The organism is Dyella sp. 2RAB6, assembly GCF_052115385.1.
Classification (GTDB): domain Bacteria; phylum Pseudomonadota; class Gammaproteobacteria; order Xanthomonadales; family Rhodanobacteraceae; genus Dyella_D.
On sequence record NZ_JBFRGP010000005.1, the window covers coordinates 221,887 to 248,615 of the forward strand.

The following is a 26,729-nucleotide window of genomic DNA, read 5'->3' on the forward strand; positions in this document are numbered from 1 at the left end:
CCAGTCTGGAGCTTGCCCCCCATGCCGCGTTCCCCCGCCGAGCCCGTACGGCAGATTTTGGCCAATGCCGAAAATCGTTATGAAGTGACGCGCAAGGACCTCCCATTGTCCTGCCCGCTGCCGGGCATGGCGCTGTGGAACTCGCATCCGAAGGTGTACCTGCCGGTGGTCGAAGATGGCGGCGAGTCCACCTGCCCCTACTGCGGCGCGCGTTACGTCCTGAACGACTGAGCCGGCCGGAGCCAGGCAAGGCTCCGCCTCGAATGAACGGCGGTAATCGGCACGATTGCTGCTTGTCCCCAAGGATGAAGGCTTTACTCGAACCGTCCATGTCCGCCGTTGCCGCGCCAGTCCGGTCGCTGACCGTCGTCCAGCTGATCCCGGCCCTGCAGTCCGGCGGGGCCGAGCGGTCGGCGTTGGAAGTCGCGCGCGCGCTGGTGCAGGCCGGTCACCGCTCGGTGGTGATCTCCGCCGGTGGACGCCTGGCCGGCCAGCTGCAGGCCGAAGGCAGCGAGCACATCGCCCTGGATATCGGCCGCAAGTCGCTGCGCACCCTGCTGCGGGTGGGCGCACTGCGCCGCGTGCTGGCGCAGCTGAAACCGGACATCGTGCACGCCCGCTCGCGCCTGCCGGCCTGGCTGGGCTGGTGGGCGATCAAGGGGCTGGAGCGGCGCCCGCATTTCGTCACCACCGTGCACGGACTCAATACACCCGGGCGCTACAGCTCGATCCTGCTGCGCGGCGAGCGCGTGATCGCGGTCTCGCAGACCCTGCGCGACTACGTGCTCAGCCACTACCGCTGGTTGGAGCCGTCGCGGGTGCGGGTGATCCCGCGCGGCATCGACCCGGAGGCGTTTCCCTACGGCCATCGCCCGGACGATGCCTGGCAGAAGGCGTTCTTTACCGAATTCCCGCGCCTGGCCGGCGCGCCGCTGCTGACCCTGCCGGGCCGCGGCACGCGCCTGAAGGGCCATCACGACGCGGTCGAGCTGATCGCCGAACTCAAGCGCCGCGGCATCGATGCGCGCCTGCTGCTGCTGGGCGTGATCGAGCCGGGTCGCGAAGCCTATGTGGCCGAGCTGCGCGAGCTGATCAGTGCGCGCGGCATCGAGTCCCAGGTGGTGCTTACCCCGCCGCGCAACGACGTGCGCGACATCTACGCGGTGTCGGCGCTGGTGCTGCAGCTGTCCAACCGGCCCGAATCCTTCGGCCGCACCGTGGTCGAGGCGCTGTCGCTGTGCCGTCCCGTGCTGGGCTATGCCCACGGCGGCGTGGGCGAGCTGCTGGCCGAGCTGTATCCGGCCGGCCGCGTGCCGGTGGGCGACCGCGAGCGCCTGGTGGAGCGAGCGGCCGAGCTGCTGCGCGTGGCGCCGCCGATCCCGATGCTGCAGAGCTATCGCCTGTCCGACATGCAGCAGGCCACGCTGGCGCTGTACGAGGAAGTGGTCGCCAGCTGAGCGGCCCGCTCGCTCGTCATCCCGGCGCAGGCCGGAATCCAGCAACGAGGCGCCACGTGAAGATGCCGGCGCCACAAAGCCTGCTCTGGAGTTTGCCGCGACCATCCGACGATAACGTCCATGGATTCCGGCCTGCGCCGGAATGACGAGCGGGGGTTCGACACCCCTCAGGCGACGGGGTGGGCAGTCCCCTACAATGCCCCGGCTTTCTCCACCGGGTTCCCGCATGCCTGTCCTCCCCGCGCTCAAGGCCGCCCTGCGCTCACCGCTGTTGCCGTTCTGGCTGGTGATCGCGCTGCTGCCGTTCGGGCGCAGTTCGGAGCTGGGCACCGCCCTGTGCCTGCTTGGCGTGATCCTGCTGTTCGCGCGGCAGCCGCAGGCGCTGGGCGAGCATCGCGGTGCGCAGCTGCTGCTGTGGCTGCTGGGGGCGTATATCGGCGCCGCGCTGCTGTCCTGCTTCGGGGCGGTGGCGCCGGGCAAGAGCTGGTCGACGGTGGCGGCGCTGCTGCGCTATGTGCCGCTGGGGCTGTACGCCTGCTTCGCGATCCGGCGCGAGAAGAAACTCGAAGCGCTTTATCTCGCCGTCGCCGCCGTGCTCGCCGTGTGGGTGCTCGATGCCTGGGTGCAGGCGCTGACCGGCTGGAGCCTGGGCGGGCATGCCGAGGAAGAGCGCGTGTCGGGCATCTTCGGCGCCGCCAATCTCAAGCTCGGACCGTCGCTGGCGGTGCTGGCACCGTTTGCATTGTGGGCGGCGCGCTGGCGCTGGGGGCGGCTCGGACTGGTGCTGGCCGGGCTGGCTTTGCTGGGGCCGGTACTGCTGTCGGGGTCGCGCGCCTCTTGGCTCACTTATGCGCTGGTGGTGCTGGCCTTCGCCTGGCGCGAGGCGGCTTCGGCGAAACGATTCGCGCTGATCTGCTGCGCCGGTGCGCTGATTGCCGTGGCGGCCGGCGGGCTGGCGTGGAAGACCTCGGAACGTTTCCACGCGCGCATGGAAAAAACCATGCTGGCCCTGCAGGGCTCCGGCCAGGCAGTGGATACGGCGCTGAGCGGACGGCTGGATATCTGGCGCACCAGCTGGTGGATGTTCGAGGCGCATCCGGTCAACGGCGTCGGCGTGCGCGGCTATCGCTATGCCTACCGGCAGGTGGCGCCGGCGGACGATCACTTCGTGGCGACCGGCGAAAACTGCGGCGCGGGCGAGGGCGCCTGCCATGCGCATCAGCTGGTGCTGGAAGTGCTCAGCGAAACTGGCGCCATCGGACTCGCGCTGTGGCTGGCTGCCGCCGTGCTCGCCTTGCGCCGCTGGCGCGCGGTGGGGCCGGCCGCGCGCCAGCGGGCGTTTCCCGCCACGGTGGCGCTGGGGGTGATGCTGTTCCCGCTCAACACGCACCTGGCGTTCTATTCGGCCTGGTGGGGGCTGTTGTTCGCCTGGGTGCTCGGCCTGTGGTGCGCCAGCCTGTATGTGGTCGCGGAGGACGCCGATGGCGCATGAGCCCCTTTCGGTGGTGGTGACGGCCTTCAACAGCGCCGCCACGCTCGACGCCTGCCTGGCCAGCGTGCGCTGGGCCGACGAGCTGGTGGTGCTGGATTCGGGTTCGACCGACGCCACGCTGGCCATCGCCGCGCACTACGGCGCGCGCATCGAGTCGCAGCCCTTCGCCGGCTACAGCGCGCAGAAGCAGGCGGCGATCGATCTCGCGCGGCACGACTGGGTGCTGTTGCTCGACTCCGACGAGGCAATGCCGGCGAGCGCCGCCGAGACGATCCGGCGCCTGCTGGAGCAGCCCGCACACGCCGGCTACCTGCTATGGCGCCGCGAATGGATCTTCTGGCAATGGCAATCGCCGCGCAGCCGCCTCAATCACTATGTGCGCCTGTTCGACCGCCGCCGCGCGCGCATGAGCGGCCACCGCGTGCATGAGGAAGTCGCGGTGGACGGCAGCGTCGGCGTGCTGGATCTGGTGATGGATCACTACGGCGAGCGCGATATCGCCGGCCGCGTGGACAAGGCCAACCGCTATTCCAGCCTGCAGGTGGCCGACCTCGCCGGCCGCGGCGCGCGGGGCTTGCGCCTGCGCATGCTCACCAACGCGTGGGCCGCGTTCTTCCGCTATTACCTGCTGCGCGGGCATTACCGTTCGGGCTGGGCCGGCCTTATCGCCGCGCGCATCCACGCGTTCTACGCGTTCCTGAAATACGCCAAGCTGTATGAGGCGACACGGGTCGCGTCCACGCAGACGCGCATCCCCGAGTCGGACCGCAACGACGTTTAGCCGTCTATTTAAGCGGCGCGTTCCAGCGGCCAGGCGTGGCCGCGCAGCGCGGTGACCAGCAGGCCGCAGGCTTCGCGCCGCAGCGCCTCGCGCTTGCGGAAGGCGGAACGGTGCTTGCTCTCCACCTGGGTCTCGTCGCGCAGCGGCTCCTGCGCGGGCAGTGCGTAGAAGCCGTCGGTGAGCGGCTCGCCCTGGCATTCCTGCCAGAACGCGTCGTAGTCGGCCTTGATCTTGTCCGCCTCGCCGGCGAACGGATGCGCCAGGTTGGCCACGCCGCGCACGCGCTCGATGCCGTATTCGGCGGCGAAGGCCAGCAGCAGCGAGAACAGCAGGTTCTTCGGGCGCAGGCCGTGGCATTGCTTGGTGAGTTCGCGCACCGCCTCGCGGCCCAGTTCCGCCGACGCACCCTGCATGCAGCCGATCAGCAGGGCACTGCCTTCGTCAGCCACGGTGAACACCGCGGAAGACAGCACCTGCTCGGCGCTATTGGTCAGGCACAGTGCCACTTCGCCTTCGCGGCTGCGGCCGGTGGGGCGGCGCAGTTCGATGCGCAGCTCGCTGCCGTCCTTGAGCAGCAGCGTGCCGATGCGATGGCGGCCATGCAGATAGACGCCGTCGGCCATGTCCTCGGGCAGTTGCACGAACACGAAGCGGAAATGGTCCGCCGCAATCTCCATCCGACGAGCGCGGCCGAACTGGCGATTGATGTAGTGGTGATGCCAGCGTTCGAGCAGGCGCGGATCGTGCTCGAGGATCGCGGTAAGCCGCGGCGAGCCATACACGAATTGCAGCCACGCCGATTGCTGCCGCGCCATGCGGGCGCAGCGCAGCAGGTATTTCAGCCCGGAGGCAATGCGTTTGGGCGCGGCACCGCGCCAGTCATGACGAAAGCGGAGTGAGCGCAAGAATAAACGAATGGGCATAGCGCACAAGATGAGGAAAAACGCGCTTGCCTTGTACTGGAATATTCTGTCTTGGGCCTGTCGCAGCTCAGTAAACTTCTGGGCTATGCGGCGGGCGCGTCTTGAAGCGCTTGTGCACCCACAGGTATTGCTCGGGTGCTTCGCGCACCATCTGCTCGATGCAGGCATTGACGCGCGCGGTATCGATCGCGGCGTCGCTGCCGGGGAAATCCTGCAACGGCGCGCCCAGGCGCAGCGCATAGCCGCCGCCGTCGGGCAGGCGGCGATGGAAGAACGGCATCACCAGTGCGCCGGACAATCGCGCCAGGTGATGCGTCGCCGTGATGGTCGCCGCCGGCACGCCGAAGAACGGCACGAACACGTTGTCCTTGCTGCGCATGTCCTGGTCGGGCGCGTACCAGAGCGTGCCGCCGTTGCGCAGATACTTCACCGTGCCGCGGATGTCGTCCTTGTCGAACATGGCGCCGGCGTAGTCCAGCCGCGCGCGCAGCACGGCCCATTCGAACACCGCCGAATCCATGCGCCGGTACATGCCGGCAATGCGGATATGCCGCGAGACCAGCCGCGCGCACAGCTCCAGGTGCGAAAAGTGGCCGCCGACCAGCAGCACGCCCTTGCCCTGCGCGTGTGCCGCTTCGAGATGCTCCAGGCCTTCCAGCGTCACCGGCACGCGCTCGATGGCGCGCTCGGTGCCCATCCAGCCCAGCGCGAACTCCATCATCATCAGGCCGATGTCGCGCAGGTGCGCGTTCACCAGCTCGGCCTGCTCCGGCGCGGACAGCTCCGGAAAGCACAGCGCGATATTCACCTCGGCGATATGCCGGCGGCGCGAGGGGAAGTGCTGGATCAGCACACCGAGGCCGCGGCCCACGGCCAGCAGCGCGCGGCGCGGCAGGCGCGCCACCAGTTTCAGGATGCCTACGCCCAGCCACGCCGGCCATTGGACCGGCGAGAGCAGCTTGGCGTGGAAGGAGGGACGAAGTGTGCCGGGCATGAGGCCGGCGATTGTAGCAAGAGCGCGGGCCGCGCCCGCCCCGTCGCCCGGCCCATCGCCCGCCCTGCGCGGGGGCACTGGCTATACTGCCGCGCCTGCCTTGCCGAGCCCCGCCGTTGCGCTATCTCTACACCCTCGCGATGTACCTGGTGACCCCGATCATCGTGATGCGGCTGCTGGCGCGCGGCGTGCGCTACCGCGACTACCACCGGCGCTGGCGCGAGCGCTTCGGCTTCTACCGCGGCCCGAACCTGCGCGGCAGCGTGTGGGTGCACGCCGTATCGGTGGGCGAGGTGAATGCGGCGGAGCCGCTGATCAAGGCCCTGCGCGAGGCCTACGTCAATGCGCCGCTGGTGGTGACCACGGTGACGCCCACCGGCTCCGAGCGCGTGCGCCAGCTGTTCGGCGACAGCGTGTACCACGTCTACCTGCCGTACGACCTGCCGTTCGCCGTGTCACGTTTCATGCAGCGGATGCGGCCGCGGCTGGCGATCATCGTGGAGACGGAGATCTGGCCGAATCTCTATTTCGCCTGCAAGAAGCGCGGCATCCCGCTGATGATCGTCAATGCGCGCCTGTCCGAGCGTTCGCTGCGCGGCTACCGGCCGCTGCAGGGCCTGGTGCGCTCCGCCTTGAGCTGCGTGCGGCAGATCGCGGCGCAGTCGCGCACCGACGCGGCGCGCTACCGGCTGCTGGGCGTGGAGCCGGCGCGCATCGTGGTCAGCGGCAATCTGAAGTTCGATATGCCGGTGCCGTACGCCGCCGTGCAGGCCGGCGAGGAGCTGCGCCGGAAATGGGGACACCTGCGCCCGGTGTGGATCGCCGGCAGCACGCACGAAGGCGAGGAGCTGCCGGTGCTGGAAGCGCACCTGCGGGTGCTCAAGCGCTTGCCGGATGCCTTGCTGCTGATCGCGCCACGCCATCCCGAGCGCTTCAAGGCGGTGGAAAGCGCGGCGCGCAGCCTGGGTTTCAGCGTGGCCACGCGCAGCGCGGACCGCGTGCCCACCGCCGCGCACCAGGTGTTCGTGATCGACGCCATGGGTGAGTTGATGCAGTTCTACGCCGCGGCCGACCTGGCCTTCGTCGGTGGCAGCCTGGTGCCGATCGGCGGGCACAACGTGCTGGAGCCGGCGGCGCTGTCGCGGCCGGTGCTGGTGGGGCCGCACACCTTCAATTTCGAAGAGATCACCCTGACCCTGATCGGCGAAGACGCCGCGGTACGCCTCAACGACGCCAAGGAACTGGGCGGCGCCGTGCTGCAACTGCTGCGCGACGCGGATCGGCGCAAGAGCATGGGCATGCGCGCCAGGGTGGTGTTCGACAGCGAACGCGGTGCGGTGCAGCGGGTGATGGAGCTGATCGACAAGCAACTGCAGGAATGAGCCCCGGCTTCGCCGCATGAAAAAGGCCGGGCAATGCCCGGCCTTTTCGTTTGGCGCCTGTCGAACCGGCTTACTGCAGCAGCGTGTTGACCGCTTCGAGGTCCGGCATGTCGATGGTGCCGGCGGCCTGCTTCAGCTGCAGCTTGTTGAGGATGAAGCCGTGGCGGGCCTGCGAGTAGCTGCTCTGCGCCTGGGTCAGGGTCTGGATCGCGTTGAGCACGTTGAGCATGGTCTGCGTGCCCACGTCGAAGCCGGCGCGGGTGGCTTCCAGCGCCTTCTGGCCGGACTCCACCGAGGCGCGGTTCGCCTGCACCTGCAGGATGCCGGCGCCGACCGAGCGGTAGTAGTTCAGCGTGTCGCGGGAGACCTGGCGGCGGGTGGATTCCAGCGAATCCTTGGCCGAGTCGCGGTCGTAGATGCTCTGGCGCACGCGCGACTGGGTGGCGCCGCCGGAGAAGATCGGCACCGACAGGCTCAGGCCGGCGGTGGTACCCCAGCGGCCGTTGCCGGGGCTGCCCACGCCGCCGTTCTCGCCCCAGGCGGTGGTCTGCCCGCGGGTCACGGTGGCATTGATGGTCGGCAGGTGGCCGGCGCGCGCAGCGCTGATGCTGTGGTCGGCGGCTTCGACGGTGTACTGCTGCGAGAGCACGTTCGGGTTGTGCTTCAGCGCCTCGTCCACCCACACGTTGGGGTCGGACGGCGAGGGCGCATCCATCGGCAGGTCGTCGCGCAGCTTCTTCAGCTCGCCGACCGGCTGGCCGGTGATCTGGCGCAGCGCTTCCTTGGAGTCGTTGAGCGTGTTCTCGGCGGCGATGGTCTGCGCCTTGGCCAGCTCGTAGTACGACTTGGCCTGGTACACGTCGGTGATCGCGGCCAGGCCGACCTTGAAGCGCTGGTCCGCCTGCTCGTACGACTGGCGGTAGGCTTCTTCGTTGGCCTTGTTGAAGGTCAGCGAGTCCTGCGCGGTGAGCACGCCGAAGTAGGCCTGGGTCACGCGCACGAACAGGTTCTGCAGCGCGGCCTGGTACAGCTGTTCCTGTGCGTCGGACTGCGAGCGGGCGGTCTTCAGGCCGGCCCACTTGCTCAGATCGAGCACGCTCTGGCTCAGCGTGGCGTTCTCGCCGCGGCTGCGCGAATGGCCGCCCTGGGTGTCCACGCTGTTGTTGCCGCTGTACTGGTTGAAGGTCAACCCGGCGCTGAGCTGCGGCAGCAGCAGTGCACGCGCCTGCGTAACGCCCTCGCCGGTGGACATGCGGGTCGCGTCGGACTGCGCCAGCACCGGATCGTTAGCGCGGGCTTCTCGGTATGCATCCAGCAAATCCTCGCTGTGACCGGACAACGGAAGCGCCGTCAGGGCCAGGGCGAGGGTCAGAAGCTTCAAACGCATGGGTTGCCTCGTGGGGAATGGAAGTCTGAAAAATTCGGGAGTCAGAATACGAACTTGCGCGGCGGCTCGGCGTGCACCAGGTAGGGCAGGTCGGTCTCGAGGATGTTCTCCTCGCGATAGCGGCCTTCGCCCTCATGGGTCAGCAGCACCATCTGCTGCACCGGCGACTCGCCGCGCACCGCCAGCAGGCGGCCGCCCGGCTTGAGCCAGCCGAGGAAACGCTGGGGAATCTCATACACCGCGCCGGTTACCACCAGCGCATCGAACTGCCCCGCAGGCTGCCAGGCGTTGACCGCCTCGCCAGTGGCCAGCGTCACATTGTCGATACCGGCCTGCGCGATGCGCTGCGTGGCGGCGGCGATGAAATCGGCGTGGATGTCCACGCTGGTGACATGGCCGGACAGGCTGGCCATGCATGCAGTGAGGAAGCCCGAGCCCGTGCCGATCTCCAGCACGTGTTCGTCTTCCTTCAGTTCCAGCGCCTGCAGCACGCGGCCTTCCAGCACCGGCTTGAGCATGTTTTCGCCGTGGCCGATCGGCAGGCCGACGTCGGCATAGGCGAGCGCGCGGTGTTCCGGGGCGACGAACTGATCACGATGCAGGCGGCCGAGCACGTCGAGCACGCGCGCGTCCAGCACCTCCCAGGGGCGCACCTGGTTTTCCACCATGTTCTGCCGCGCCTGTTCGAAGTTCATCGCCATGATCAGCCTACGTCCCGTGCAAAGTCGAAAAAAGGTCAGAAAGGATAAGCGCTTAGACCAGTCCCGACAATGTTCAAAAGCCTGGAGCTTGCCTGCTTCCCCACGAAGTGCCGGAAGTCATCGCGACGAGCTGACGGAAGTCATGCGCAGCGCGGTGTCCGCGGACACTTACGCCGTCAGACGACGGTTATCCGCCCGCTTGGCGGCGATGTCCACCGGCAGGCGTGCGAATGCATCTTCGACGGCCTGGCCGAGCGCCGCATCCAGCAAGCGGATGCGCGGCAGCAGCGCCGGCTGCCGGCGGCTTTCCGCCGCCACCGCCAGCCATGCCAGCCAGCGCGCCATGCGATGGCGCTCGGGGGCATTCAACGCGGCCAGCGCGACGCGCACGGCAAAAGCGCGGCGGCGCGCAAGCGCCTGGCCGTGCTCCACCCACGCCGCGAGGATGCGCTGCGCATGGCGATAAGGGCCGCTGAGATTGAGTTCTGCGATAGTAGTGGTCATGGGTCGGCCGTTCAGGACGGCGGTGGAAAATAAGTAAACCGGCGCGTATACTAAACCCCGGTTATCCCTTTGTGAAGGTGTAAAACGGCATGAACACGATCGCGCAAACCAAGCCCCAGGGTCCTGGCCGCCCGAAGGACATGGAGAAGCGCGCCGCGATCCTGGAAGCCGCCAAGAGCCTGTTCGTGCGCAACGCCTTCGCCGGCACCAGCATGGACGCCGTCGCCGCCGAGGCGGGCGTTTCCAAGCTCACCGTCTACAGCCACTTCGGCGACAAGGACAACCTGTTCCGTGAGGTGATCCGCGCGCACATCCAGGACCTGCTGCCGGAAGACACCTACCAGTACGACCCGGCCACGGAGATCAGCGAGCTGCTCATGAATGTCGCCATGACGCATGCCCACATCGACTGCGACCCGAAGAACGTCGGCACCTTCCGCGCCATCCTCAGCGACTGTCGCCAGGGCAATCCGCGCTACGGCAAGCTGCTCTGGGAAGAAGGCCCCACCCGCACGCACAAGCTGATGGAACGCCTGCTGGAACAGGCGGTTGACGATGGCAAGCTGGAGATCGAGAACGTCGCCCAGGCCAGCGTGCAGTTCCTCGCCCTGATCAAGGGCGACCTCGTCCTGCGCCGCATGTTCGGCTGCGACGGCTGCCAGGACGCCTTCGCCAACGAGATGGAAGCGAACGCCCGCGCCGGCGTGTCGACCTTCCTGCGCGCCTACCTGCCGCGCTGAATCCCACGCTTCTTCACGCTGCGTACTCGCCCGTATCGGGCGATTCGTGCTTGAATATCAACCTTCTGGAAGCGGGGGTGCCGACCACGGTCGGCTGAGAGAGTCCCTTCGAACCTGATCCGGTTAGCACCGGTGTAGGGAGCTTCGCCGCACGATTCCAAGCCTGATAAACCCAGGCAATTCGTGCCTCCGGCGCCGCCGCTTCGTGTTTCCCCGCCTCACGAAGGACGCCACGCCGATGAATGCCCAGCCCAACGATCTCGCGCGCGCCGCGCAGGAACTCTCCGAGGCCGTCACCCGGCCGATCCCCGGTTCGCGGAAGATCCACGTGCAGGGCAGCCGCCCCGACCTCCGCGTGCCGCTGCGCGAAATCTGCCAGGCCAGGACGCCCACCTTGTTCGGCGGCGAAGACAACCCGCCCATCACCATCTACGACACCTCCGGCCCGTACACCGACCCGGACTACCAGGTCGACCTCGCCGCCGGCCTGCCGACCTTGCGCGCGGCCTGGATCGAAGAGCGCGGCGACGTCGAGCGCCTCACCGGCCTCAGCTCCGACTTCGGCCGCCAGCGCGCCGACGACGCCAAGCTCGACCCGATCCGTTTCCGCCACCACCTGCGCCAGCCGCTGCGCGCCAAGGCCGGCGCCAACGTCACGCAGATGCACTACGCGCGCCGCGGCATCGTCACGCCGGAGATGGAATACATCGCCATCCGCGAGAACCAGAAGCTCGAAGCCCTGGCCCAGAGCGCGCTGCGCAACCAGCATCCCGGAGAATCCTTCGGCGCCGCGCTGCCGCGCCTGATCACGCCGGAATTCGTGCGCGACGAAGTGGCCCGCGGCCGCGCCATCATTCCCGCCAACATCAATCACCCGGAAAGCGAGCCGATGATCATCGGCCGCAACTTCCTCACCAAGATCAACGCCAACATCGGCAACAGCGCGGTGTCCTCCGGCATTGCCGAGGAAGTGGAGAAGCTGGTGTGGTCGATCCGCTGGGGTGGCGACACCGTGATGGACCTGTCCACCGGCAAGAACATCCACGAAACCCGCGAGTGGATCATCCGCAACTCGCCGGTGCCGATCGGCACGGTGCCGATCTACCAGGCGCTGGAGAAGGTCGGCGGCGTCGCCGAGGAACTCACCTGGCAGCTGTTCCGCGACACCCTGGTCGAACAGGCCGAGCAAGGGGTGGACTACTTCACCATTCACGCCGGCGTGCTGCTGCGCTTCGTGCCGCTTACCGCCAAGCGCGTCACCGGCATCGTTTCGCGCGGCGGCTCGATCATGGCCAAGTGGTGCCTGGCGCATCACCGCGAGAATTTCCTCTACACGCACTTCGAGGAAATCTGCGAAATCATGAAGGCGTACGACGTCTCCTTCAGCCTCGGCGACGGCCTGCGCCCGGGCTGCGTGGCCGACGCCAACGACGCCGCCCAGTTCGGCGAGCTGGACACCCTGGGCGAGCTGACCCAGATCGCCTGGAAGCACGACGTGCAGACCATGATCGAAGGCCCCGGCCACGTGCCGATGCACCTGATCAAGGAAAACATGGAGCGCCAGCTGGAGAAGTGCCACGAGGCGCCGTTCTACACCCTGGGGCCGCTGACCACCGACATCGCGCCGGGCTACGACCACATCACCTCGGCCATCGGCGCGGCGATGATCGGCTGGTTCGGCACCGCCATGCTCTGCTACGTCACGCCGAAGGAGCACCTGGGCCTGCCGAACAAGCAGGACGTGCGCGACGGCATCATCGCCTACAAGATCGCCGCCCACGCGGCCGACCTGGCCAAGGGCCACCCGGGCGCGCAGGTGCGCGACAACGCGTTGTCCAAGGCGCGCTTCGAGTTCCGCTGGGACGACCAGTTCAACCTCGGCCTGGATCCGGAGAAGGCCAAGGAATTCCACGACGAGACCATGCCGAAGGACGCGCACAAGTCCGCGCACTTCTGCTCGATGTGCGGGCCCAAGTTCTGTTCGATGAAGATCACCCAGGACGTGCGCGACTACGCCGCCGAGCACGGCGTCGACGAGACGGCCGCGCTGGACGAGGGCATGGCCGAGAAGGCCGCCGAGTTCCGCGAGCAAGGCTCGGAGGTCTACCACCGCGCCTGAGGCAGGGCGCCGTTCCGTACCGACTCAAAGCCGCGCGTCCCGTGACGCGCGGCTTTTTTTACGGCGCCGCGCTGTCTCGCTGCGTCATCCCGCGCTACCTTTAGCGCGTTCATGCCCCGACCGGAGCCCGAGGAAATCCACCGATGCAAGCGACGGACCCGACCGCCAGGCCGAACCACGCCGTCTTGAGCGTGGCTCTGGTCGCGCTGGCCCTGCCCCTGCTGATCGCCTGCATCGCCCTGTGGTGGTGGGATCGCGAGCCGAACCTGGTCAATCCCTCGACGCCGCCGCGCACCGAGCAGGTGGCGATGAAGCGGCCGATGACCCCGGGTGCCGCCACCACCATCAGCGTGATCCGCGCGGTGCAGGGCCTGGCCGGCAAGCATGCGCATCCGTTGCGCGGCCACCACCACCCGCAAGGTGCGGACATGCAGGACACGCCCGGCTGGGAGCGCGGCTCGCTGATGGCCTCGCGCGATCTGCTGCACGCCCTGCGTGAGGACTTCGCGCGGCCGAAGGCGCCGCTGATGGAAGACAAGGATCTGGCAGCCGCCGACGCGCTGCTGGAGGGCCGCCCGGGCCACCTGCCGCTGCGCAGCGCCGAGAGCCAGTACCGCAAGGCGGCCGATCATCTGCTCGACTATCTCGATCGCCTGACCGACGACGATCCGGACAACGCGCATTTCTATCTCAGCGCCGGCGCGCTGGCCGATTACCTGGAGCTGGTCTCCGACCGTCTCGACGCGCTGCAGGAGCGCCTGGCCGCCGGCATGATCCCGCCGCACCCGGGCGAATTCACCCCGCCGCGCTGGCCCATCGTCGCCTCCGCCCTGGCCATGCGCCGCGGCGGCCTGCCGTGGCGCCACGCCGACGAGACGCTGTACGAAACGCGCGGCTACACCACCACGCTGCTCACCCAGATGAAGGCGTTCCAGCACGACTTCGGCCCGACCCTGAAGAGCGAGCAGGCCAGGCAGGACTTGCGCGAGGCCATCCACGAGCTGGAAGCGCTGCAGTCCGGCCCGGCCAATCCGCTGGCGCTGGACGGCGCGCCGATGGTGCGCCTGCCCGAACACGCGCAGGCGCTGGCCGACGCGGTCGAGCGCATCGACGATGCGGTGTTCGACCTGTGCGAGGAACTACGCAAGAGCTGACCCACGGCCCGGCGTAGGTTGGGGTGAGCCGCAGGCGAACCCCAACGATGCGACGACCCGCACGCCTGTTGGGGTTCGCCTGCGGCTCACCCCAACCTACGTCGGCGTCATGGTCTCCGCGACGTAATCCAGGAAACAGCGGATCCGCGACGCCAGCTGCGTGTTGCGGTAGTACACCGCGTTGATCGGCTGGCGCACATCCAGCGTGTCGCGCGCCAGCACCTGCACCAGCCGTCCGTCGGACTGGTCCTGTGCGGTGAGGTAGTCGGCCAGGCAGGCGATGCCGTCGCCGGCCAGCGCGAGCTGGCGCAGGGTCTCGCCGCTGGAGGCGAGCAGGGTGGGCACGATGCGCAGCGCATCGCCCTGGGCGTGGCGCAGCGGCCAGTCGTTCAAGGTCTCGGTGAAGGTGAAGCCCAGCAGGCTGTGCCGCGACAGGTCGCGCACGTGGCGCGGCTGGCCGCGCTGCTTCAGATACGCCGGACTGGCCAGCACACGCAGGCGGCTCAGGCCGAGCGGGCGCGCATGCAGGGTCGAATCGCGCAGCGCGCCGATGCGGATCGCCACGTCGGTGCGCTGCTCCAGCAGATCGATGATCTGGTCGCTGGTATTCAATTCCAGCTCGATCTCCGGAAAGCGCGCGCGGAAGCCGCCGACCAGCGGCACGACCACATGCAGCATGAAGGGCGCGGCCGCGTTCACGCGCAGGCGTCCGGCCGGCTTCTGCCGGCGCGCGGTCATCTCGTCCTCGGCGTCCTCCACCGAGCCGACGATCTGGCGCGCGCGATCGAGAAAGAAGCGGCCTTCCTCGGTCAGTTCCAGCCGACGCGTGGTGCGGCGGAGCAGGGTGGTGTCCAGCTTGCCTTCCAGGCGGCTCAGCGAGCGGCTGATGCCGGAGACGGTCTGGCCCAGTTGTTCGGCGGCGGCGGTGATCGAGCCGGTATCCACCACCGTCACGAAAGTCTGCAGTTCGTCCAGGCTCGTCTTCATGCGGGGCCGGTCTTCATTATTGCTTCCGAGGCAAGACTCTTTCGCTGTTTAGCAGGTTTTTCTGAAAGAGTCCTGTGCCGACACTAGGTGCCTTCCTTGAAGCTTCGGAGCGCAACCATGCCTCTTGCCCTGCTGGCGCTGACCATCAGCGCCTTCGCCATCGGCACGACGGAATTCGTCATCGTCGGCCTGATCCCCACCATCGCCGGCGACCTCGGCGTCGACCTGCCATCCGCGGGACTGCTGGTCAGCCTGTACGCGCTGGGCGTTGCAGTCGGCGCGCCGCTGCTTACCGCACTCACCGGCCGCGTGCCGCGCAAGGCGCTGCTGCTGTCGCTGATGGTGCTGTTCACCATCGGCAACCTGCTGGCGTGGAAAGCGCCCGGTTACGAAGCGCTGGTGATCGCGCGCGTGCTCACCGGCCTCGCCCACGGCGTGTTCTTCTCGATCGGCTCGACCATCGCCACCAGCCTGGTGCCGAAGGAAAAAGCCGCCAGCGCGATCGCCATCATGTTCACCGGCCTCACCGTCGCCCTGGTCACCGGCGTGCCGCTGGGCACCTTCATCGGCCAGCACCTGGGTTGGCAGGCCACCTTCCTGGCGGTGTCCGCGCTGGGTGTGATCGCCTTCCTCGGCAGCCTGGCCTTCGTGCCGCGCGATATCCCGCACAAGGCACCGGCCTCGTTGCTGCAGCAGGCGGCCGTGCTGCGCCAGCCGCGGCTGCTGCTGGTCTATGCGATGACCGCGGTGGGCTACGGCGGCTCCTTCGTTGCCTTCACCTTTCTCGCGCCGATCCTGCAAAGCGTCACCGGTTTCAGCCAGGGCGCGGTGAGCCTGGTGCTGCTGGTCTATGGCGTGTCGGTGGCGGTGGGCAACCTGTGGGGCGGCAAGCTGGCCGATCGCCGCGGGCCGATCGGCGCGCTGAAAATCATCTTCCTCGGCCTGGCCGCCGTACTCGCCGTACTTAGCTTCACCGCGCACGTGCCGTGGCTGGCGCTGTTGACCGTTCTGGCCTGGGGCGCCGTCGCGTTCGGCAATGTGCCGGGCTTGCAGGTCTACGTGGTGCGGCAGGCCGAGCGCTATGCGCCGCAGGCGGTGGACGTGGCTTCGGGCCTGAATATCGCCGCGTTCAATCTCGGTATCGCCGGTGGCGCCTGGGGCGGCGGCTTGATCGTCGCCCGCTTCGGCCTTATCCACACCACGTGGATCGGCGCGCTGGTGGTATTGGGCGCGCTGGCGCTGACCGCATGGAGCGGACGCCTGGATCGCCGCGACCCTCAGTTCGCCGCCAGCGCAAACCGCGCTTCCGCTTATGCCGGCGGCCATTGATTTGCTTTCCCCTTACGGAGTCACCCCATGAGCATCCCCGCCTTCGGCCTCGGCACCTTCCGCCTCAAAGGCCAGACCGTCATCGACTCGGTGCGCGACGCGCTCGACGTCGGCTACCGCGCCATCGACACCGCGCAGATCTACGACAACGAAGCGGACGTCGGCCAGGCGCTGGCCGACAGCAAGCTGCCGCGCAACGAGCTGTTCATCACCACCAAGATCTGGACCGACCACCTCTCGCGCGAGCGCCTGATCCCCAGCCTGCGCGAAAGCCTCAAGCGCCTGCGCACCGAGCATGTCGACCTCACCCTGATCCATTGGCCCTCGCCCAAGGGCGCGGCGCCGCTGCGCGAATCGCTCGACGCATTGCGCGAAGCGCAAGCGGAAGGGCTGACCAGGCAGTTCGGCGTTTCGAACTTCACGATCGACCTGCTGCGCCAGAGCATCGAGCTGGCCGGCGCCGGCAACATCGCCACCAACCAGGTGGAGATCCATCCCTATCTTCAGAACCGCAAGCTGGCCGAATTCGCCAAGGCGCAGGGCATCCATCTCACCTCGTACATGACCCTGGCCTACGGCAAGGTGCTGCAGGACCCGGTGATCGTGGACATCGCCAGGCGCCATGGCGCCACGCCCGCGCAGGTGGCGCTGGCCTGGGCGCTGCGGTTGGGTTACTCGGTGATTCCGTCTTGCCAATCCGGCGAGCCTGGCGCCGGTGTGGGACTGAAACGAGACTGAGCCCCTCTCCCGTCGGGAGAGGGGTTGGGGTGAGGGTACGGGCGGAGCGCAAGAGTGATGTGCACCGCTCCGGCCGGACCCTCATCCGGCTGCCGCCACCTTCTCCCGGAGGGAGAAGGCATCCAGTTTGAAAAACTGAGGCGGATTACTGCGCCACCCCCCGCGGCGACAACAACGCCTCCTGCCCGATCCTCCGCAGGAAATCCACGCGAATCCGATCCGCCACCGCAGCCACCACCGCCGCGCCGTCATCCGCCGGATCGACATGCACGCGGAACGGTCGCTTGCCGAACGGCAGGTTGACGATGTCGACCATCGCATCGGCCACCGTGGCCACATCCGCATCCGCCGGTTCGCACGCGGCCAGCCCGCGCAGGATCTCGTCTTCGAAACCCTTGTACGGACCTTCCGTGTACTGCGCCGCGCGCACCTGGTCGGCCGGCGTGCCGGAATGCGCGAAGTGGTTGGTGCCCTTGGTGAACGCGCCGGGCACCATGATCGACGTCTCGATACCCCAGCGCGCCAGCTCGCCCGCATAGCTCACCGCCACCGAATCCATCGCCGCCTTGGCGGCGAAGTAGGGTGCCAGATAAGGCGGCGTGCCCCCGCGCGTGCTGCTGCTGGAAACCCACAGCAACAGTCCCTTGCCCTGCTTGCGCAGCTGCGGCAGCGCGGCGCGGTTGACGCGCTGCGTGCCGAGCACGTTCACGTCGTAGAGCTGGGCGAACTGTTCCGGCGTAAACGCTTCGGCCGGGCCGAACACCATATGGCCGGCGTTGTGCACCACCACGTCCAGGTGGCCGTGCGCGGCGACGATCTGCGCGATGGCGGCGTCGGCGGAGTCCTGCGCCTGGACGTCCAATTCAAGCGTGTGCAAATCCACGCCATGCTCCTTCGCATAGGCGTCCGCTGCTGCCACCTGCGGCGCATTGCGCCCCTTGATGTCGCGCATGCTGGCGTAGACGGTGTGGCCGGCGCGGGCCATGGCGCGGGCGGCGAGGGCGCCGAAACCGCTGGAGGCGCCGGTGATCAGGATGATCTGCTGCATGGGGGTTTCTCCTCGATGCTGGATGTGGGGTGTCAGACCATGCCGCCGTTCACGCGCAGCACCTGCGCGTTGACCCAGGCGCCATCCGGGCCGGCCAGGAAGGCCACGGCGCGCGCGATGTCTTCGGGCGTGCCCAGGCGCTCCATCGGCGCGAGGTTGGCGATCTGGGCGATCTGCTGTTCGCTCTTGCCCTGGTAGAACAGCTCGGTGCCGACCGGGCCGGGAGCGATCGCGTTGACCGCGACGTTGCGGCCGCGCAACTCATTGGCCAGCACATGCACCAGCCCTTCCACACCCGCCTTCGAGGCGATGTACGGACCGTAGGTGGGGAAGGCCTTGCCGATCACGCTGGTGGACAGCGCGATGATCCGGCCACCCGACGGCACCCGCTGCGCCGCCTCGCCCAGCACCACGAAGGCGCCGCGCAGATTGGTGCGGAGCAGGCGGTCGAACTGCGCCAGGTCGCCGCCGGCGATCGGCAGGTTGCTCATGATGCCGGCGCTGTGCACCACCACGTCGACCGCGCCGGTGAGCTGTGCGGCGGCCTCGAACACGCCGCGCATATCGTCCGGTTCGGCCACGTCGCCCTGCATCGCGACGGCGCGGCCGCCGGCCTGTTCGATCTCCTTCACCACCTGGTTGGCGGTGTCGGGGTTGCCGGCGTAATGCACGGCGATGGCAAAGCCGTCGGCGGCGAGGCGCAAGGCGATGGCACGGCCGATGCCGCCCGAGGCGCCGGTGACCAGGGCTGTCTGATGCTGCTGACTCATGGGAATGCTCTCCGAGGGTGGTTGGCGGCCCGCGACCGGGCCGGGGGTTTGGCGTGGGAGCATTCTTTTGTTTTGACGGGCGCGGATAAATCGCCTGAAACTGGCATATCTATTCAATTGAATTGAATAATCAGTCCCATGGACCGCCTGGACGCCATGCGCCTGTTCACCCGCATCGTCGAGCTCGGCAGCTTCTCCCGCGCCGCCGACGAGCGCGGCCTGCCGCGCGCCACGGCCACCTACGCCATCAAGGCCATGGAAGCCCGCCTGGGCACGCGCCTGCTCGAACGCACCACCCGCCAGGTACGCCCCACCCTGGACGGCCAGGCCTACTACGAGCGCTGCGTGCACCTGCTGGCGGAGCTGGAAGACGCCGAATCCGCACTCGGCCACAGCGCCGCCAACCCGCGCGGCACCCTGCGCCTGGACCTGCACGGCGCGCACGCCACCCATATCGTGCTGCCGCGGATCAACGAATTCCGCATGCGCTATCCGCACATCGAGCTGAAGATCAGCAGTGGCGACCGCCTGGTCGACCTGGTGCGCGAAGGCATCGACTGCGTGATCCGCGCCGGCACGCCGAAGGATTCCAGCCTGGTCGCGCGGCGGCTGGCGACGATGCCCGAGGCGATCTGCGCCAGCCCGGACTATCTGGCGCGCCACGGCGTGCCGGCGCATCCGGACGATCTGCTGCGCCACCAGGCGGTGGGTTTCTTCGCCAGCGGGCGCGACAGCACCTATCCATTCGAGCTGCTGGTGGATGGGCAGTTGCGCGAATACCAGCTCGCCGACTGGCTGTCGGTCAACGATGCTTCGAGTTATCTCGTCGCCGCGCAGCAGGGCTGCGGCTTGATCCAGCTGCCGCGCTATCGCGTGCAGGAGCATCTGGACGACGGCAGCCTGGTCGAGGTGCTTGCCAGCTGGCATTCGCCGGGGCTGCCGGTGTCCGCGATGTATCCGTACCACCGGCAGCTGTCGCCGCGCGTACGGGTGTTCGTCGATTGGGCGGCGATGTTGTATCGCGAGAAATTTGGAGAAGCGGGCTGATGTCGCACGATTGGTTTTTCTGCGCCGAGGGCGACGCTTCGTTGCGCGAGCCGATGCATCCACGCGAACGGTTCGACGTGCTCGATCGCCTGGAATGGCTGCTCGAAAGTGGCGTCGACCCGGCACTACTCGCACGCGCCGAAGCGCTGCGTGGCGAACTCGAAGACATCAATCGCCGCCTTTACGAAGCGCTCCGCCTGGGTATCCATGCGGGTAGCCACGTCTTCGCGCCATGGATCGATGCGTTGGAAATCGCGCCGGCAGGCGACGGCTACGACTATCGCGACGACCTGCTCAGTGGCGTGCTCGCACTGGACGAACCGGACGAGGTAGCGCCGCTGCCACCGGAGATGGTGTTCTACCAGCCCACCCCGGCGCGCCACATCTTCGAGCTGATCCGCCGCACTGCGTTGGACGAGCACGATGTGGTGATGGATCTCGGCTCCGGCCTCGGCATCGTGCCCTTGCTGGTCGCGATGACCACCGCGGCGCGCGCGGTCGGTATCGAACGCGAGCAGGCCTATGTGGATGCGGCGCGGCGGTGCGCGCAAAAACTGGGCGTTGTGCGTGCATCGTTCGAATGCCGCGATGCACGCGAGGCGGACTTCTCCGCAGCGACGCTGTTCTATCTCTACACGCCATTTACCGGCGTGGTGATGCGCAATGTACTGAACGCGATCCGGCACGAAGCCACCCGGCGTCCCTTGCGCATCGCGACCTTCGGTCCCTGCACCAAGGTGGTGGCGGCCGAATCGTGGCTGCATGCGGACGGCGCGACCCGCGCGGAAAGCCTCGCGCTGTTCCGAGCGGGTTGAGCGCCCCCAAGCCGTCATTCCGGCGCAGGCCGGAATCCAGTGGCGTCATGGCCCGATTGTCGTGACACCGCCGATGCGCTTTGCTCTGCGATAGTCGAACGCTTCCGTGACTGGATTCCGGCCTGCGCCGGAATGACGGCTTTGGGATAGCTTCCGCCAGTCATGGCTAGCCCATATGCCAGAAGTACCACGACGAACGCGTGCACCAGCGCATACCATCGCCCCACCCTGGGGAGCCAACGGTACCTTGCCATGAAGCGTCCGCTGTTCGCCTTGTTCGCGCTGCTGCTGCCGGTCTGTGCATCGGCCGCAGAAGCGCCTTCGACGGTGCATCCCTGGACACCGGTCGGCGTGTCCAGCGACCTGTTCGAATCCCACCCCGCCTTCGACCCGCGCACGGGCGATCTCTATTTCGTGCGCAGCTCCAAGGAGTTCAAAGGCTGGCGCATCCTTGCCTCGCATTGCGACGGCAAGCAGTGGTCGGCGCCGCTGCCTGCGCCGTTCGCGGCGCCGGGCGCGGAGGCGGACCCCTGGTTCACGCCGGACGGACGCAGCGTGTACTTCATCTCGACTCGCGCCACCGGCAACCAGAAGAGCAAGGACCTGGACATCTGGCGCGCGGATCGCGCTGCGGACGGTCGCTGGCAGGCGCCGGTGCGTTTGCCGGAGCCGGTGAATTCCGGCGAGGCCGAGTGGTTCCCGCGGATGGCGCCGGATGGCTGGCTGTATTTCGGTTCGAATCGCGCGGGTGGGATGGGCAAGAACGATATCTGGCGTGCGAAGGAAACCCGTCCCGGCCAGTGGACGGTGGAGAACGCGGGCCCGGCTATCAACAGCGCGGGCGACGAGTACGAACCGCTGCCGTCACCGGATGGCAAGCGAATGATCGTGATGGCCGATGGCGGCCTGTACCAATCGCGCTGGGATGGCCACCAGTGGACGAAGAAAGAAAAGCTCGGCCCCGAAGTGAACGTCAACGGCAGCGAGATCGGCGCGCTGTTTTCACCCAGCGGCAAGTCGCTGCTGTTCGCGCGCGATACGGGCGAGCCGAACTCCGGCGAGTTCTTCGTGTGGCAGCCGGATGGCAAGGAGAACTGGCCGCCGGTTTGCGGTGCCGCCAAGCACCCGTAGACGAAACGAGCGATCGCTCAACCGACCTCACCAAGCCGCTGGCGACGGCGCCACATCGCGGCGAGCAGCGCCTCGAGCATCAGCAGCACCAAGACGACAGCGATCCCGGCCTGCGCCGGATCGCTCACGTGGCGCTGCAAGGCAAAGCCCATGCCGAGGAACGTGCCGTTCCACAACGCATTGCCCAGCGCAGTGGCGGTAAGAAAGCTGCGCGGACGGACTTCGAGCACACCGGCGATCAGCGGCACGCACAGACGCACGACAGGGATCACCTGGCCAAGCAGCACCAGCACGAACGGCCGGCGCCGGCAGCGCGCCACCAGCATCGCGTAGCGCGCGGCATCCAGTCCGGCGCGACGGCCGGCGCGGACCACCAGCGCTTCGGTACGGTGCTGCCCCAGGGCGCGGCCCAACGCGTACCAGCACGCCGACGCCAGCGTCGAGCCGAGGCTGGACGCGAGCAGCGCCGCGACTAACTGCGCGGCATCGGACATGTGCATGCCGATGCCCATGTAGAGCACATAGGAGGGAAACACCGGCACCAGCTTCTCCGCAAACGCGGCCATGCAGATACCGGTGAATCCGCCGTGCAGCAGCCAGGCAAGCCAGTGCTCCATGGTGGCCTCAGGCGAAGCTGGCGGCCGGGCGCATGCGCCGGCGGATGCAGTACACGGTGGCCGGCGGCAGGTTGCGCAGCACCAGGCCGACACGGCTGGCCTCGAGCTGCAGGTCGTCGAGCAGCACTGCGGGCACGGGGCAGGCCAGGCCATAGGTGAACTGGTACAGCGCACCGTCGCCGCACAGGCTGGCGAAGGCGCCGGCCAGGATGCGCAGGCGGCTGTCCAGGCCGAGATTGCGCATGGGCAGGCCGCTGACGATGGCACCCGCGGCGAAGCGCTCCGCACGCGCCCAGCTGCTGAAACCGCCGGCATCCATGGCCAGCACATGGGCGCGAGGGAAGCGTTCGCGCAGACGCGCGGCGAAGGCTTCGTCGCGTTCGACCAGCACCAGGTTGCCCTCGCGCACGCCGCGCTTGAGCAGCGCCCGGGTGAACACGCCGGTACCCGCGCCGAACTCGGCGATGCGCCCGCTCCGTGCATGGATGCGGCGCGTGATCAGTTCCGCCAGCGCGTGGCCGGACGGTGCGATGGCGCCGACGTAACGCGGATCGGCGAACCAGCGGCGGAGGAAATGCACGGCATCGTGGGTCATGGAGGAGCTTCGTCGGTGGGGGGACGAGCCTCATCATCCGCACGAAGCTGGCGGCTACATGGCGGGCGGCGGGAAGTCGATGCGGAAGCACGCGCCGCCGCCGGGTTCGTCGCGCACCGCGATGCGCGCGCCATGGCGCTGCACGATCTCCTGCACCAGATGCAGGCCCAGCCCGGCGCCGCCGGCCTGCGGGCGCAGGCGGTGGAAGGGTTCGAAGATGCGCTCGCGATCCGCCGCGGCAATGCCCTCGCCCTGGTCGGCCACTTCCAGCGCATGTGGCGCGGGTATGCGCAGCGCGATGGTGCCGTGCCGGCCGCCATGCTGGATCGCGTTCTGCACCAGATTGGTCACGACGCGCTCCAGCGCGGCGCGATCGCCATCCACCAGCACGCTGTCGGTCTGCCGTTCCAGCGCGAGCGCGTAACCCGCGGCGATCGCCAGCGGCGCCAGATCGGCAGCGACCTGGCCGGCGAGCGCGGCCAGGTCCACCGGAGCGAAAGCGGCGTCCTGCTGGCGCAGGCGCTGCGCATCCAGCATCTGCTCGGCCAGGGTGGCCAGGCGCGCGACATCCTCCAGCAACTGCGTGCGCGGCGCGCTGTCGGCAAGTCCTTCCAGGCGCGCCTGCAGGATCGCGATCGGCGTGCGCAGCTCGTGCGCCGCATCCAGCAGAAAGCGTTGCTGCTGCGCATAGCCTTCGTCGAGGCGGGCCAGCGCAGCGTTGACCGCATGCACCAGCGGCGCCACTTCCGCCGGCACCTGTTCGGCCGGCAGGCGCACGCCGCGGCGGTCGACGTCGATGCGCGCGGCATCGGCGGCGGCGCGGTCGAGGCCACGCAGCGCCCGGCGCACCACCAGCGGCGTGACCAGCAAGGTGACCAGCGCCATCAGGCCGGCGGCCGGCAGCCCGAACGCGGCCAGCGTCAGTAGCGCCGCTTTGGCGAGTTGGCCCGCCGACAGCGGGCCGCCTGGACCGGTCATGATCTGCACCGCGCCAGCGGCTGTATCCATGCGCTTTATGCGCGCCGTCGGGCGCGCGGGATCGCCGAGGTTCCAGCCCAGCCTGGCCTGCCCGATCTCGTCCAGGGCGTGGCCGATGCGCGCGAATTCCGGCGGCACCCGGCCTTCGCTCAGCCAGTGACCCTGCGCGTCGTGGACGGAGAACCACAGGTGCGGCACCTCGGCGCGCAGTGCGGTGAGCGCGGGTGTCTGGCGCAGCACGAGCTGTCCGTCAACCCCATGCGCGACCGCATCACCCAGCACCTCCAGGACGCGGTCTTCGGTTTCCAGCGCCAGCGAATCGCCGCGCGACCACGACCAGCCGAGCAGGATCAGCAGCAGCGCCGCGAGCAGGGCGACCTGCAACGCCACCAGGCGCCGCACCAGCCGCCAGCGCAACGTGCCGCGCGTGCTCACGCCGGGACCTCGCGCAACAGATAGCCGACGCCGCGGATGCCATGAATTTCCAGTCCGGCCGGCGCCAGCTTGCCGCGCAGGCGCGACACGTGCGTGTCCAGTGCATTCGGTTGCACCGCATCGTCGAAGCCGAATACCGCTTGTTCCAGTGCACTGCGCAATACGGTGCGGCCGTGGCGCTGCAGCAGCGCTTCGAGCACCAGCAGCTCGCGTCGCGGCAGCAGCAAGGGCTCGCCTTCGATGCTGGCTTCGCGATGGTGCGGATCGAAACACAGGCGGCCCAGCTGCAGCGATTCGGCGGCCACCTGGCCGGGGCGGCGCAACACCGCGCGCAGGCGGGCCAGCAATTCCTCCACGGCGAAGGGTTTGGCCAGGTAGTCGTCGGCGCCGTGATCGAGCCCGCTCACGCGGTCTTCCAGTCCACCGCGCGCGGTCAGCACGATCACCGGCGTGTCGATCCGCCGGGCGCGCAGCTGCGGCAGCAGCTCCAGGCCATCGCCGTCGGGGAGCTGGCGGTCCAGCAGCACGGCATCGTGCACGCCGGTCGCCAGTGCGGCGCGGGCTGCGGCCAGCGTGGGCACGTGGTCCACTACGGCGTGATGGCGCGCCAGCGCCGCCGCGAGTGCGGCGGCCAGCTCGGTTTCGTCTTCGACCAGGAGTATGCGCACGCGTCCCTCGCAGCGGCCCGGCACCAGCCTGGCGCACGAACATGGCGGCTACCTTGCGTAGCCGCCGCGATCGGACGCAAGTGCCAGCCGGCGCTCAGCGCGCGGGCGCGGAGCGGCGTCCGATCACCTGGCTGGTGGTGTGCGTCTCGCGCAGGCGCCGCGCATGCGCCGCCAGCAGGTCGCCGCGGGTGATGAAGCCGACCATGCGATGGCCACCGTCCGCGCTCAGCACGATCAGGCGGCCGACATTCGCCTCGACCATGTGGTCGGCTGCTTCGCGCAGGCTGTGGTCTTCGCGCACTGCGAGCGCGGGACGCTTGACCAGTTCGCCCACCGTGCGCTCGCCGGCGATCTGGCGATCGAGCAGGTCGCGGCGCGTGACTACGCCGCGCAGCGCGCCTTGAGCATCCACTACGGGGAAGCCCTGGTGCTGCGCCTGTACGCCGCCGACTTCGAGCCATGCACGCGTCGCATCCAGCGTCTGCTCGGCCGGCAGCGTCACCACCTCGCGCGAGCAGGCGTCGCGCACCAGGATGCGGTCGAGGTAGTCGGCCGCGTAGTCGGACGGCACGCGCACGCCGCGGCGGGCGATCTTCTCGGTCATGATGGTATTGCGCATCAGCAGGCCGGAGATCAGATAGGCCGCGGCGCAGCCGGCCAGCAAGGGCAGCAGGCCGTGCGGTTCCTGGGTGGTCTCGAAGGCGAACACCACCGAGGTGAGGAAGGCGCGCGAGGCGCCGGCGAAGATCGCCGCCATGCACACCAGCGCCGCCATGCGCGGATCCACGTGTAGCCAGGGCAGGTAGGTGACGGCCAGAGTGCCGAACACGCCGCCGAGTGCGCCGCCGATGGTGAACAGCGGCGCCAGCGTACCGCCGGAGGTGCCGCTGCCCAGCGAGATCGACCACGACACCAGCTTCAGCAGGCATAGCGCCAGCATCGCGCCCAGGGTGAGCTGGCCGCCGAGCACCGCGCTGATATTGGTATAGCCCACGCCCAGCGTGCTCGGCAGCACGTAGCCGACGATGCCGGTGACCACCGCGCCCAGCGCCGGCCACCACATCCAGTGGATCGGCAGCTTCTCGAAACCGTCTTCGATCGCATAGACCATGCGCGTGATGCCGACGCTGAGCGCGCCGATGATCAGGCCCAGCACCAGATAGGCCAGCAGCGCCGGCATATCCGGCGCGGCCAGCGCGGGCATGGCGAACATCGCGCCGCTGCCTTCCAGCGCGAAGCGCACGCCGGTGCCTACTGCCGCGGCGAACGCCACCGGGATCAGCGAACGCGCGCGGCGCTCGAACAACAGCAGCTCCAGCGCCAGCAGCACCGCCGACATCGGCGCGTTGAACACCGCCGCCATGCCGGCCGCGGCGCCGGCGGCGAGCAGCGTCTTGCGCTCTTCCGCGGTGACGTGCAGCAGCTGGCCGACCAGCGAACCGAGGGCACCGCCGGTGGCAATGATCGGGCCTTCCGCGCCGAACGGGCCACCGGTGCCGATGGCGATTGCCGAGGACACCGGCTTCAGCCAGGTGATGCGCGGCGGAATGCGGCTTTCGTTGAGCAGCACCTGCTCCATCGCTTCGGGAATGCCGTGGCCACGGATCGCGCGCGAACCGAAGCGCGCCATCAGACCGACGATCAGGCCGCCGATCACCGGCACGGCGATCACCCACAGGCCCAGCTGGTTATCCGCGGGGCTGGAGAACTCGAAGCTCCAGCGACCGTAGAAGGCGAGATTGGTGACCAGCCCGATCAGCGCGGTAAGCGCGCGCGCCACCAGTGCGACGACGGCGCCCAGCAGCATGGCCAGCGCGCCGATCCACACCACGCGGGTGCTGAGCGGCCGGAACCGGCGCGGCATATGGGCATCGGCGAGCGACGGGTCCAACGAAGGGGCGAGCGGAAGCGCCGCACGCGAGTGCGGTTCTTGAGGC

Annotated in this window: 25 protein-coding genes, 1 pseudogene and 1 riboswitch; of the genes and pseudogenes, 13 read left to right on the plus strand and 13 right to left on the minus strand. The window is 68.5% G+C overall.

Annotation, left to right across the window (positions count from 1 at the left end):
- Nucleotides 1-21 precede the first annotated feature (21 nt).
- From AB4083_RS10915 to AB4083_RS10930, 4 genes are all read left to right on the plus strand, one after another.
- Entirely contained in the window at nt 22-231 is a 210-nt protein-coding gene (locus tag AB4083_RS10915; protein WP_441607827.1) for a zinc-finger domain-containing protein, read from the plus strand.
- 98 nt (nt 232-329) lie between these two features.
- Complete coding sequence (locus tag AB4083_RS10920; protein WP_441607828.1) at nt 330-1,457, plus strand: glycosyltransferase; 1,128 nt, start codon at nt 330-332, stop codon at nt 1,455-1,457.
- 226 nt (nt 1,458-1,683) lie between these two features.
- A complete protein-coding gene (locus AB4083_RS10925; protein WP_441607829.1) occupies nt 1,684-2,949 on the plus strand; it encodes an O-antigen ligase family protein in 1,266 nt (421 codons plus the stop codon).
- Complete coding sequence (locus AB4083_RS10930; protein ID WP_441607830.1) at nt 2,939-3,730, plus strand: glycosyltransferase family 2 protein; 792 nt, start codon at nt 2,939-2,941, stop codon at nt 3,728-3,730. The genes AB4083_RS10925 and AB4083_RS10930 overlap by 11 nt, the downstream gene beginning before the upstream one ends.
- 8 nt (nt 3,731-3,738) lie before the next feature.
- On the opposite strand, the gene AB4083_RS10935 is transcribed toward AB4083_RS10930, so the two are convergent.
- Entirely contained in the window at nt 3,739-4,653 is a 915-nt protein-coding gene (locus tag AB4083_RS10935) for a VirK/YbjX family protein (RefSeq protein ID WP_441607831.1), read from the minus strand.
- Between the two features lie 67 nt (nt 4,654-4,720).
- The gene (gene lpxL, locus AB4083_RS10940) at nt 4,721-5,647 is read right to left on the minus strand and encodes an LpxL/LpxP family Kdo(2)-lipid IV(A) lauroyl/palmitoleoyl acyltransferase (RefSeq protein ID WP_441607832.1); all 927 of its coding nucleotides are present in this window, start codon (nt 5,645-5,647) and stop codon (nt 4,721-4,723) included.
- A 116-nt stretch (nt 5,648-5,763) separates the two neighbouring features.
- Here lpxL and waaA point away from each other — a divergent pair, with 116 nt between their 5' ends.
- A complete protein-coding gene (gene waaA / locus AB4083_RS10945; RefSeq protein WP_441607833.1) occupies nt 5,764-7,029 on the plus strand; it encodes a lipid IV(A) 3-deoxy-D-manno-octulosonic acid transferase in 1,266 nt (421 codons plus the stop codon).
- 70 nt (nt 7,030-7,099) lie between these two features.
- On the opposite strand, the gene AB4083_RS10950 is transcribed toward waaA, so the two are convergent.
- The 3 genes from AB4083_RS10950 to AB4083_RS10960 all read right to left on the minus strand — a co-directional run bounded on the left by AB4083_RS10950 (nt 7,100) and on the right by AB4083_RS10960 (nt 9,621).
- Entirely contained in the window at nt 7,100-8,416 is a 1,317-nt protein-coding gene (locus AB4083_RS10950) for a TolC family outer membrane protein (RefSeq protein WP_441607834.1), read from the minus strand.
- 41 nt (nt 8,417-8,457) lie between these two features.
- Nucleotides 8,458-9,117 (minus strand): protein-L-isoaspartate O-methyltransferase family protein, encoded by a 660-nt coding sequence (locus AB4083_RS10955; RefSeq protein WP_441607835.1) that lies wholly within the window; start codon nt 9,115-9,117, stop codon nt 8,458-8,460.
- 168 nt (nt 9,118-9,285) lie between these two features.
- Entirely contained in the window at nt 9,286-9,621 is a 336-nt protein-coding gene (locus tag AB4083_RS10960) for a hypothetical protein (RefSeq protein WP_441607836.1), read from the minus strand.
- A gap of 89 nt (nt 9,622-9,710) precedes the next feature.
- On the opposite strand from AB4083_RS10960, the gene AB4083_RS10965 reads away from it, so the two are divergent.
- From AB4083_RS10965 to AB4083_RS10975, 3 genes are all read left to right on the plus strand, one after another.
- Nucleotides 9,711-10,361: a TetR/AcrR family transcriptional regulator gene (locus AB4083_RS10965; RefSeq protein ID WP_441607837.1), complete on the plus strand. Its 651-nt coding sequence runs from the start codon at nt 9,711-9,713 to the stop codon at nt 10,359-10,361.
- Between the two features lie 63 nt (nt 10,362-10,424).
- Nucleotides 10,425-10,519, plus strand: a riboswitch (TPP riboswitch).
- 80 nt (nt 10,520-10,599) lie between these two features.
- Nucleotides 10,600-12,480 carry a phosphomethylpyrimidine synthase ThiC gene (gene thiC / locus AB4083_RS10970; RefSeq protein WP_441607838.1) on the plus strand — a complete coding sequence of 627 codons (1,881 nt, stop codon included), beginning with the start codon at nt 10,600-10,602 and terminating at the stop codon, nt 12,478-12,480.
- 143 nt (nt 12,481-12,623) lie between these two features.
- Nucleotides 12,624-13,634, plus strand: coding sequence for a DUF2333 family protein (locus AB4083_RS10975; protein WP_441607839.1), 1,011 nt, complete (start codon nt 12,624-12,626; stop codon nt 13,632-13,634).
- A gap of 96 nt (nt 13,635-13,730) precedes the next feature.
- Here the strand turns inward: AB4083_RS10975 and AB4083_RS10980 are convergent, their stop codons facing one another.
- Nucleotides 13,731-14,621 (minus strand): LysR substrate-binding domain-containing protein, encoded by an 891-nt coding sequence (locus tag AB4083_RS10980; protein WP_441607840.1) that lies wholly within the window; start codon nt 14,619-14,621, stop codon nt 13,731-13,733.
- Between the two features lie 117 nt (nt 14,622-14,738).
- On the opposite strand from AB4083_RS10980, the gene AB4083_RS10985 reads away from it, so the two are divergent.
- Both AB4083_RS10985 and dkgB read left to right on the plus strand, forming a co-directional pair.
- Complete coding sequence (locus tag AB4083_RS10985; protein ID WP_441607841.1) at nt 14,739-15,950, plus strand: MFS transporter; 1,212 nt, start codon at nt 14,739-14,741, stop codon at nt 15,948-15,950.
- A 27-nt stretch (nt 15,951-15,977) separates the two neighbouring features.
- A pseudogene (dkgB, locus tag AB4083_RS10990) lies at nt 15,978-16,655 on the plus strand (2,5-didehydrogluconate reductase DkgB); the annotation flags it as partial.
- Between the two features lie 178 nt (nt 16,656-16,833).
- On the opposite strand, the gene AB4083_RS10995 reads toward dkgB, so the two are convergent.
- Both AB4083_RS10995 and AB4083_RS11000 read right to left on the minus strand, forming a co-directional pair.
- Nucleotides 16,834-17,736: an SDR family oxidoreductase gene (locus AB4083_RS10995; protein WP_441607842.1), complete on the minus strand. Its 903-nt coding sequence runs from the start codon at nt 17,734-17,736 to the stop codon at nt 16,834-16,836.
- Nucleotides 17,737-17,768: 32 nt separating this feature from the next.
- Nucleotides 17,769-18,506 (minus strand): SDR family oxidoreductase, encoded by a 738-nt coding sequence (locus tag AB4083_RS11000; RefSeq protein ID WP_441607843.1) that lies wholly within the window; start codon nt 18,504-18,506, stop codon nt 17,769-17,771.
- 138 nt (nt 18,507-18,644) lie between these two features.
- Here AB4083_RS11000 and AB4083_RS11005 point away from each other — a divergent pair, with 138 nt between their 5' ends.
- The 3 genes from AB4083_RS11005 to AB4083_RS11015 all read left to right on the plus strand — a co-directional run bounded on the left by AB4083_RS11005 (nt 18,645) and on the right by AB4083_RS11015 (nt 21,499).
- Nucleotides 18,645-19,553: a LysR family transcriptional regulator gene (locus AB4083_RS11005; protein WP_441607844.1), complete on the plus strand. Its 909-nt coding sequence runs from the start codon at nt 18,645-18,647 to the stop codon at nt 19,551-19,553.
- Entirely contained in the window at nt 19,553-20,368 is an 816-nt protein-coding gene (locus AB4083_RS11010; protein ID WP_441607845.1) for a methyltransferase domain-containing protein, read from the plus strand. Before AB4083_RS11005 ends, AB4083_RS11010 begins: the two co-directional genes overlap by 1 nt.
- A 252-nt stretch (nt 20,369-20,620) precedes the next feature.
- Entirely contained in the window at nt 20,621-21,499 is an 879-nt protein-coding gene (locus AB4083_RS11015) for a TolB family protein (RefSeq protein ID WP_441607846.1), read from the plus strand.
- Between the two features lie 17 nt (nt 21,500-21,516).
- On the opposite strand, the gene AB4083_RS11020 is transcribed toward AB4083_RS11015, so the two are convergent.
- From AB4083_RS11020 to AB4083_RS11040, 5 genes are all read right to left on the minus strand, one after another.
- Nucleotides 21,517-22,116 (minus strand): DedA family protein, encoded by a 600-nt coding sequence (locus AB4083_RS11020; RefSeq protein ID WP_441607847.1) that lies wholly within the window; start codon nt 22,114-22,116, stop codon nt 21,517-21,519.
- A 7-nt stretch (nt 22,117-22,123) separates the two neighbouring features.
- Nucleotides 22,124-22,711: a class I SAM-dependent methyltransferase gene (locus AB4083_RS11025; RefSeq protein WP_441607848.1), complete on the minus strand. Its 588-nt coding sequence runs from the start codon at nt 22,709-22,711 to the stop codon at nt 22,124-22,126.
- 54 nt (nt 22,712-22,765) lie between these two features.
- The gene (locus tag AB4083_RS11030; protein WP_441607849.1) at nt 22,766-24,124 is read right to left on the minus strand and encodes a sensor histidine kinase; all 1,359 of its coding nucleotides are present in this window, start codon (nt 24,122-24,124) and stop codon (nt 22,766-22,768) included.
- Nucleotides 24,121-24,792, minus strand: a complete 672-nt coding sequence (locus AB4083_RS11035) for a response regulator transcription factor (protein WP_441607850.1) — start codon at nt 24,790-24,792, stop codon at nt 24,121-24,123. The genes AB4083_RS11030 and AB4083_RS11035 overlap by 4 nt, the downstream gene beginning before the upstream one ends.
- Nucleotides 24,793-24,886: 94 nt before the next feature.
- Nucleotides 24,887-26,656 (minus strand): chloride channel protein, encoded by a 1,770-nt coding sequence (locus AB4083_RS11040; protein WP_441607851.1) that lies wholly within the window; start codon nt 26,654-26,656, stop codon nt 24,887-24,889.
- Nucleotides 26,657-26,729: the final 73 nt, after the last annotated feature.

Excerpts from the sequence above, each read along its gene's own strand:
- AB4083_RS10980 (WP_441607840.1), bottom strand. The coding sequence starts at position 14,621 with ATGAAGACGAGCCTGGACGAACTGCAGACTTTCGTGACGGTGGTGGAT.
- AB4083_RS10920 (WP_441607828.1), top strand. The coding sequence starts at position 330 with ATGTCCGCCGTTGCCGCGCCAGTCCGGTCGCTGACCGTCGTCCAGCTG.
- AB4083_RS11025 (WP_441607848.1), bottom strand. The coding sequence starts at position 22,711 with ATGACCCACGATGCCGTGCATTTCCTCCGCCGCTGGTTCGCCGATCCG.
- AB4083_RS11015 (WP_441607846.1), top strand. The coding sequence starts at position 20,621 with ATGAAGCGTCCGCTGTTCGCCTTGTTCGCGCTGCTGCTGCCGGTCTGT.
- AB4083_RS10915 (WP_441607827.1), top strand. The coding sequence starts at position 22 with ATGCCGCGTTCCCCCGCCGAGCCCGTACGGCAGATTTTGGCCAATGCC.
- AB4083_RS10925 (WP_441607829.1), top strand. The coding sequence starts at position 1,684 with ATGCCTGTCCTCCCCGCGCTCAAGGCCGCCCTGCGCTCACCGCTGTTG.
- AB4083_RS10960 (WP_441607836.1), bottom strand. The coding sequence starts at position 9,621 with ATGACCACTACTATCGCAGAACTCAATCTCAGCGGCCCTTATCGCCAT.
- AB4083_RS10935 (WP_441607831.1), bottom strand. The coding sequence starts at position 4,653 with ATGCCCATTCGTTTATTCTTGCGCTCACTCCGCTTTCGTCATGACTGG.
- AB4083_RS11040 (WP_441607851.1), bottom strand. The coding sequence starts at position 26,656 with ATGCCGCGCCGGTTCCGGCCGCTCAGCACCCGCGTGGTGTGGATCGGC.
- AB4083_RS10965 (WP_441607837.1), top strand. The coding sequence starts at position 9,711 with ATGAACACGATCGCGCAAACCAAGCCCCAGGGTCCTGGCCGCCCGAAG.
- thiC (WP_441607838.1), top strand. The coding sequence starts at position 10,600 with ATGAATGCCCAGCCCAACGATCTCGCGCGCGCCGCGCAGGAACTCTCC.
- AB4083_RS11010 (WP_441607845.1), top strand. The coding sequence starts at position 19,553 with ATGTCGCACGATTGGTTTTTCTGCGCCGAGGGCGACGCTTCGTTGCGC.
- AB4083_RS10995 (WP_441607842.1), bottom strand. The coding sequence starts at position 17,736 with ATGCAGCAGATCATCCTGATCACCGGCGCCTCCAGCGGTTTCGGCGCC.
- lpxL (WP_441607832.1), bottom strand. The coding sequence starts at position 5,647 with ATGCCCGGCACACTTCGTCCCTCCTTCCACGCCAAGCTGCTCTCGCCG.
- AB4083_RS10950 (WP_441607834.1), bottom strand. The coding sequence starts at position 8,416 with ATGCGTTTGAAGCTTCTGACCCTCGCCCTGGCCCTGACGGCGCTTCCG.
- AB4083_RS10930 (WP_441607830.1), top strand. The coding sequence starts at position 2,939 with ATGGCGCATGAGCCCCTTTCGGTGGTGGTGACGGCCTTCAACAGCGCC.
- AB4083_RS10985 (WP_441607841.1), top strand. The coding sequence starts at position 14,739 with ATGCCTCTTGCCCTGCTGGCGCTGACCATCAGCGCCTTCGCCATCGGC.
- AB4083_RS10975 (WP_441607839.1), top strand. The coding sequence starts at position 12,624 with ATGCAAGCGACGGACCCGACCGCCAGGCCGAACCACGCCGTCTTGAGC.
- AB4083_RS11005 (WP_441607844.1), top strand. The coding sequence starts at position 18,645 with ATGGACCGCCTGGACGCCATGCGCCTGTTCACCCGCATCGTCGAGCTC.
- AB4083_RS10955 (WP_441607835.1), bottom strand. The coding sequence starts at position 9,117 with ATGGCGATGAACTTCGAACAGGCGCGGCAGAACATGGTGGAAAACCAG.
- AB4083_RS11020 (WP_441607847.1), bottom strand. The coding sequence starts at position 22,116 with ATGGAGCACTGGCTTGCCTGGCTGCTGCACGGCGGATTCACCGGTATC.
- AB4083_RS11000 (WP_441607843.1), bottom strand. The coding sequence starts at position 18,506 with ATGAGTCAGCAGCATCAGACAGCCCTGGTCACCGGCGCCTCGGGCGGC.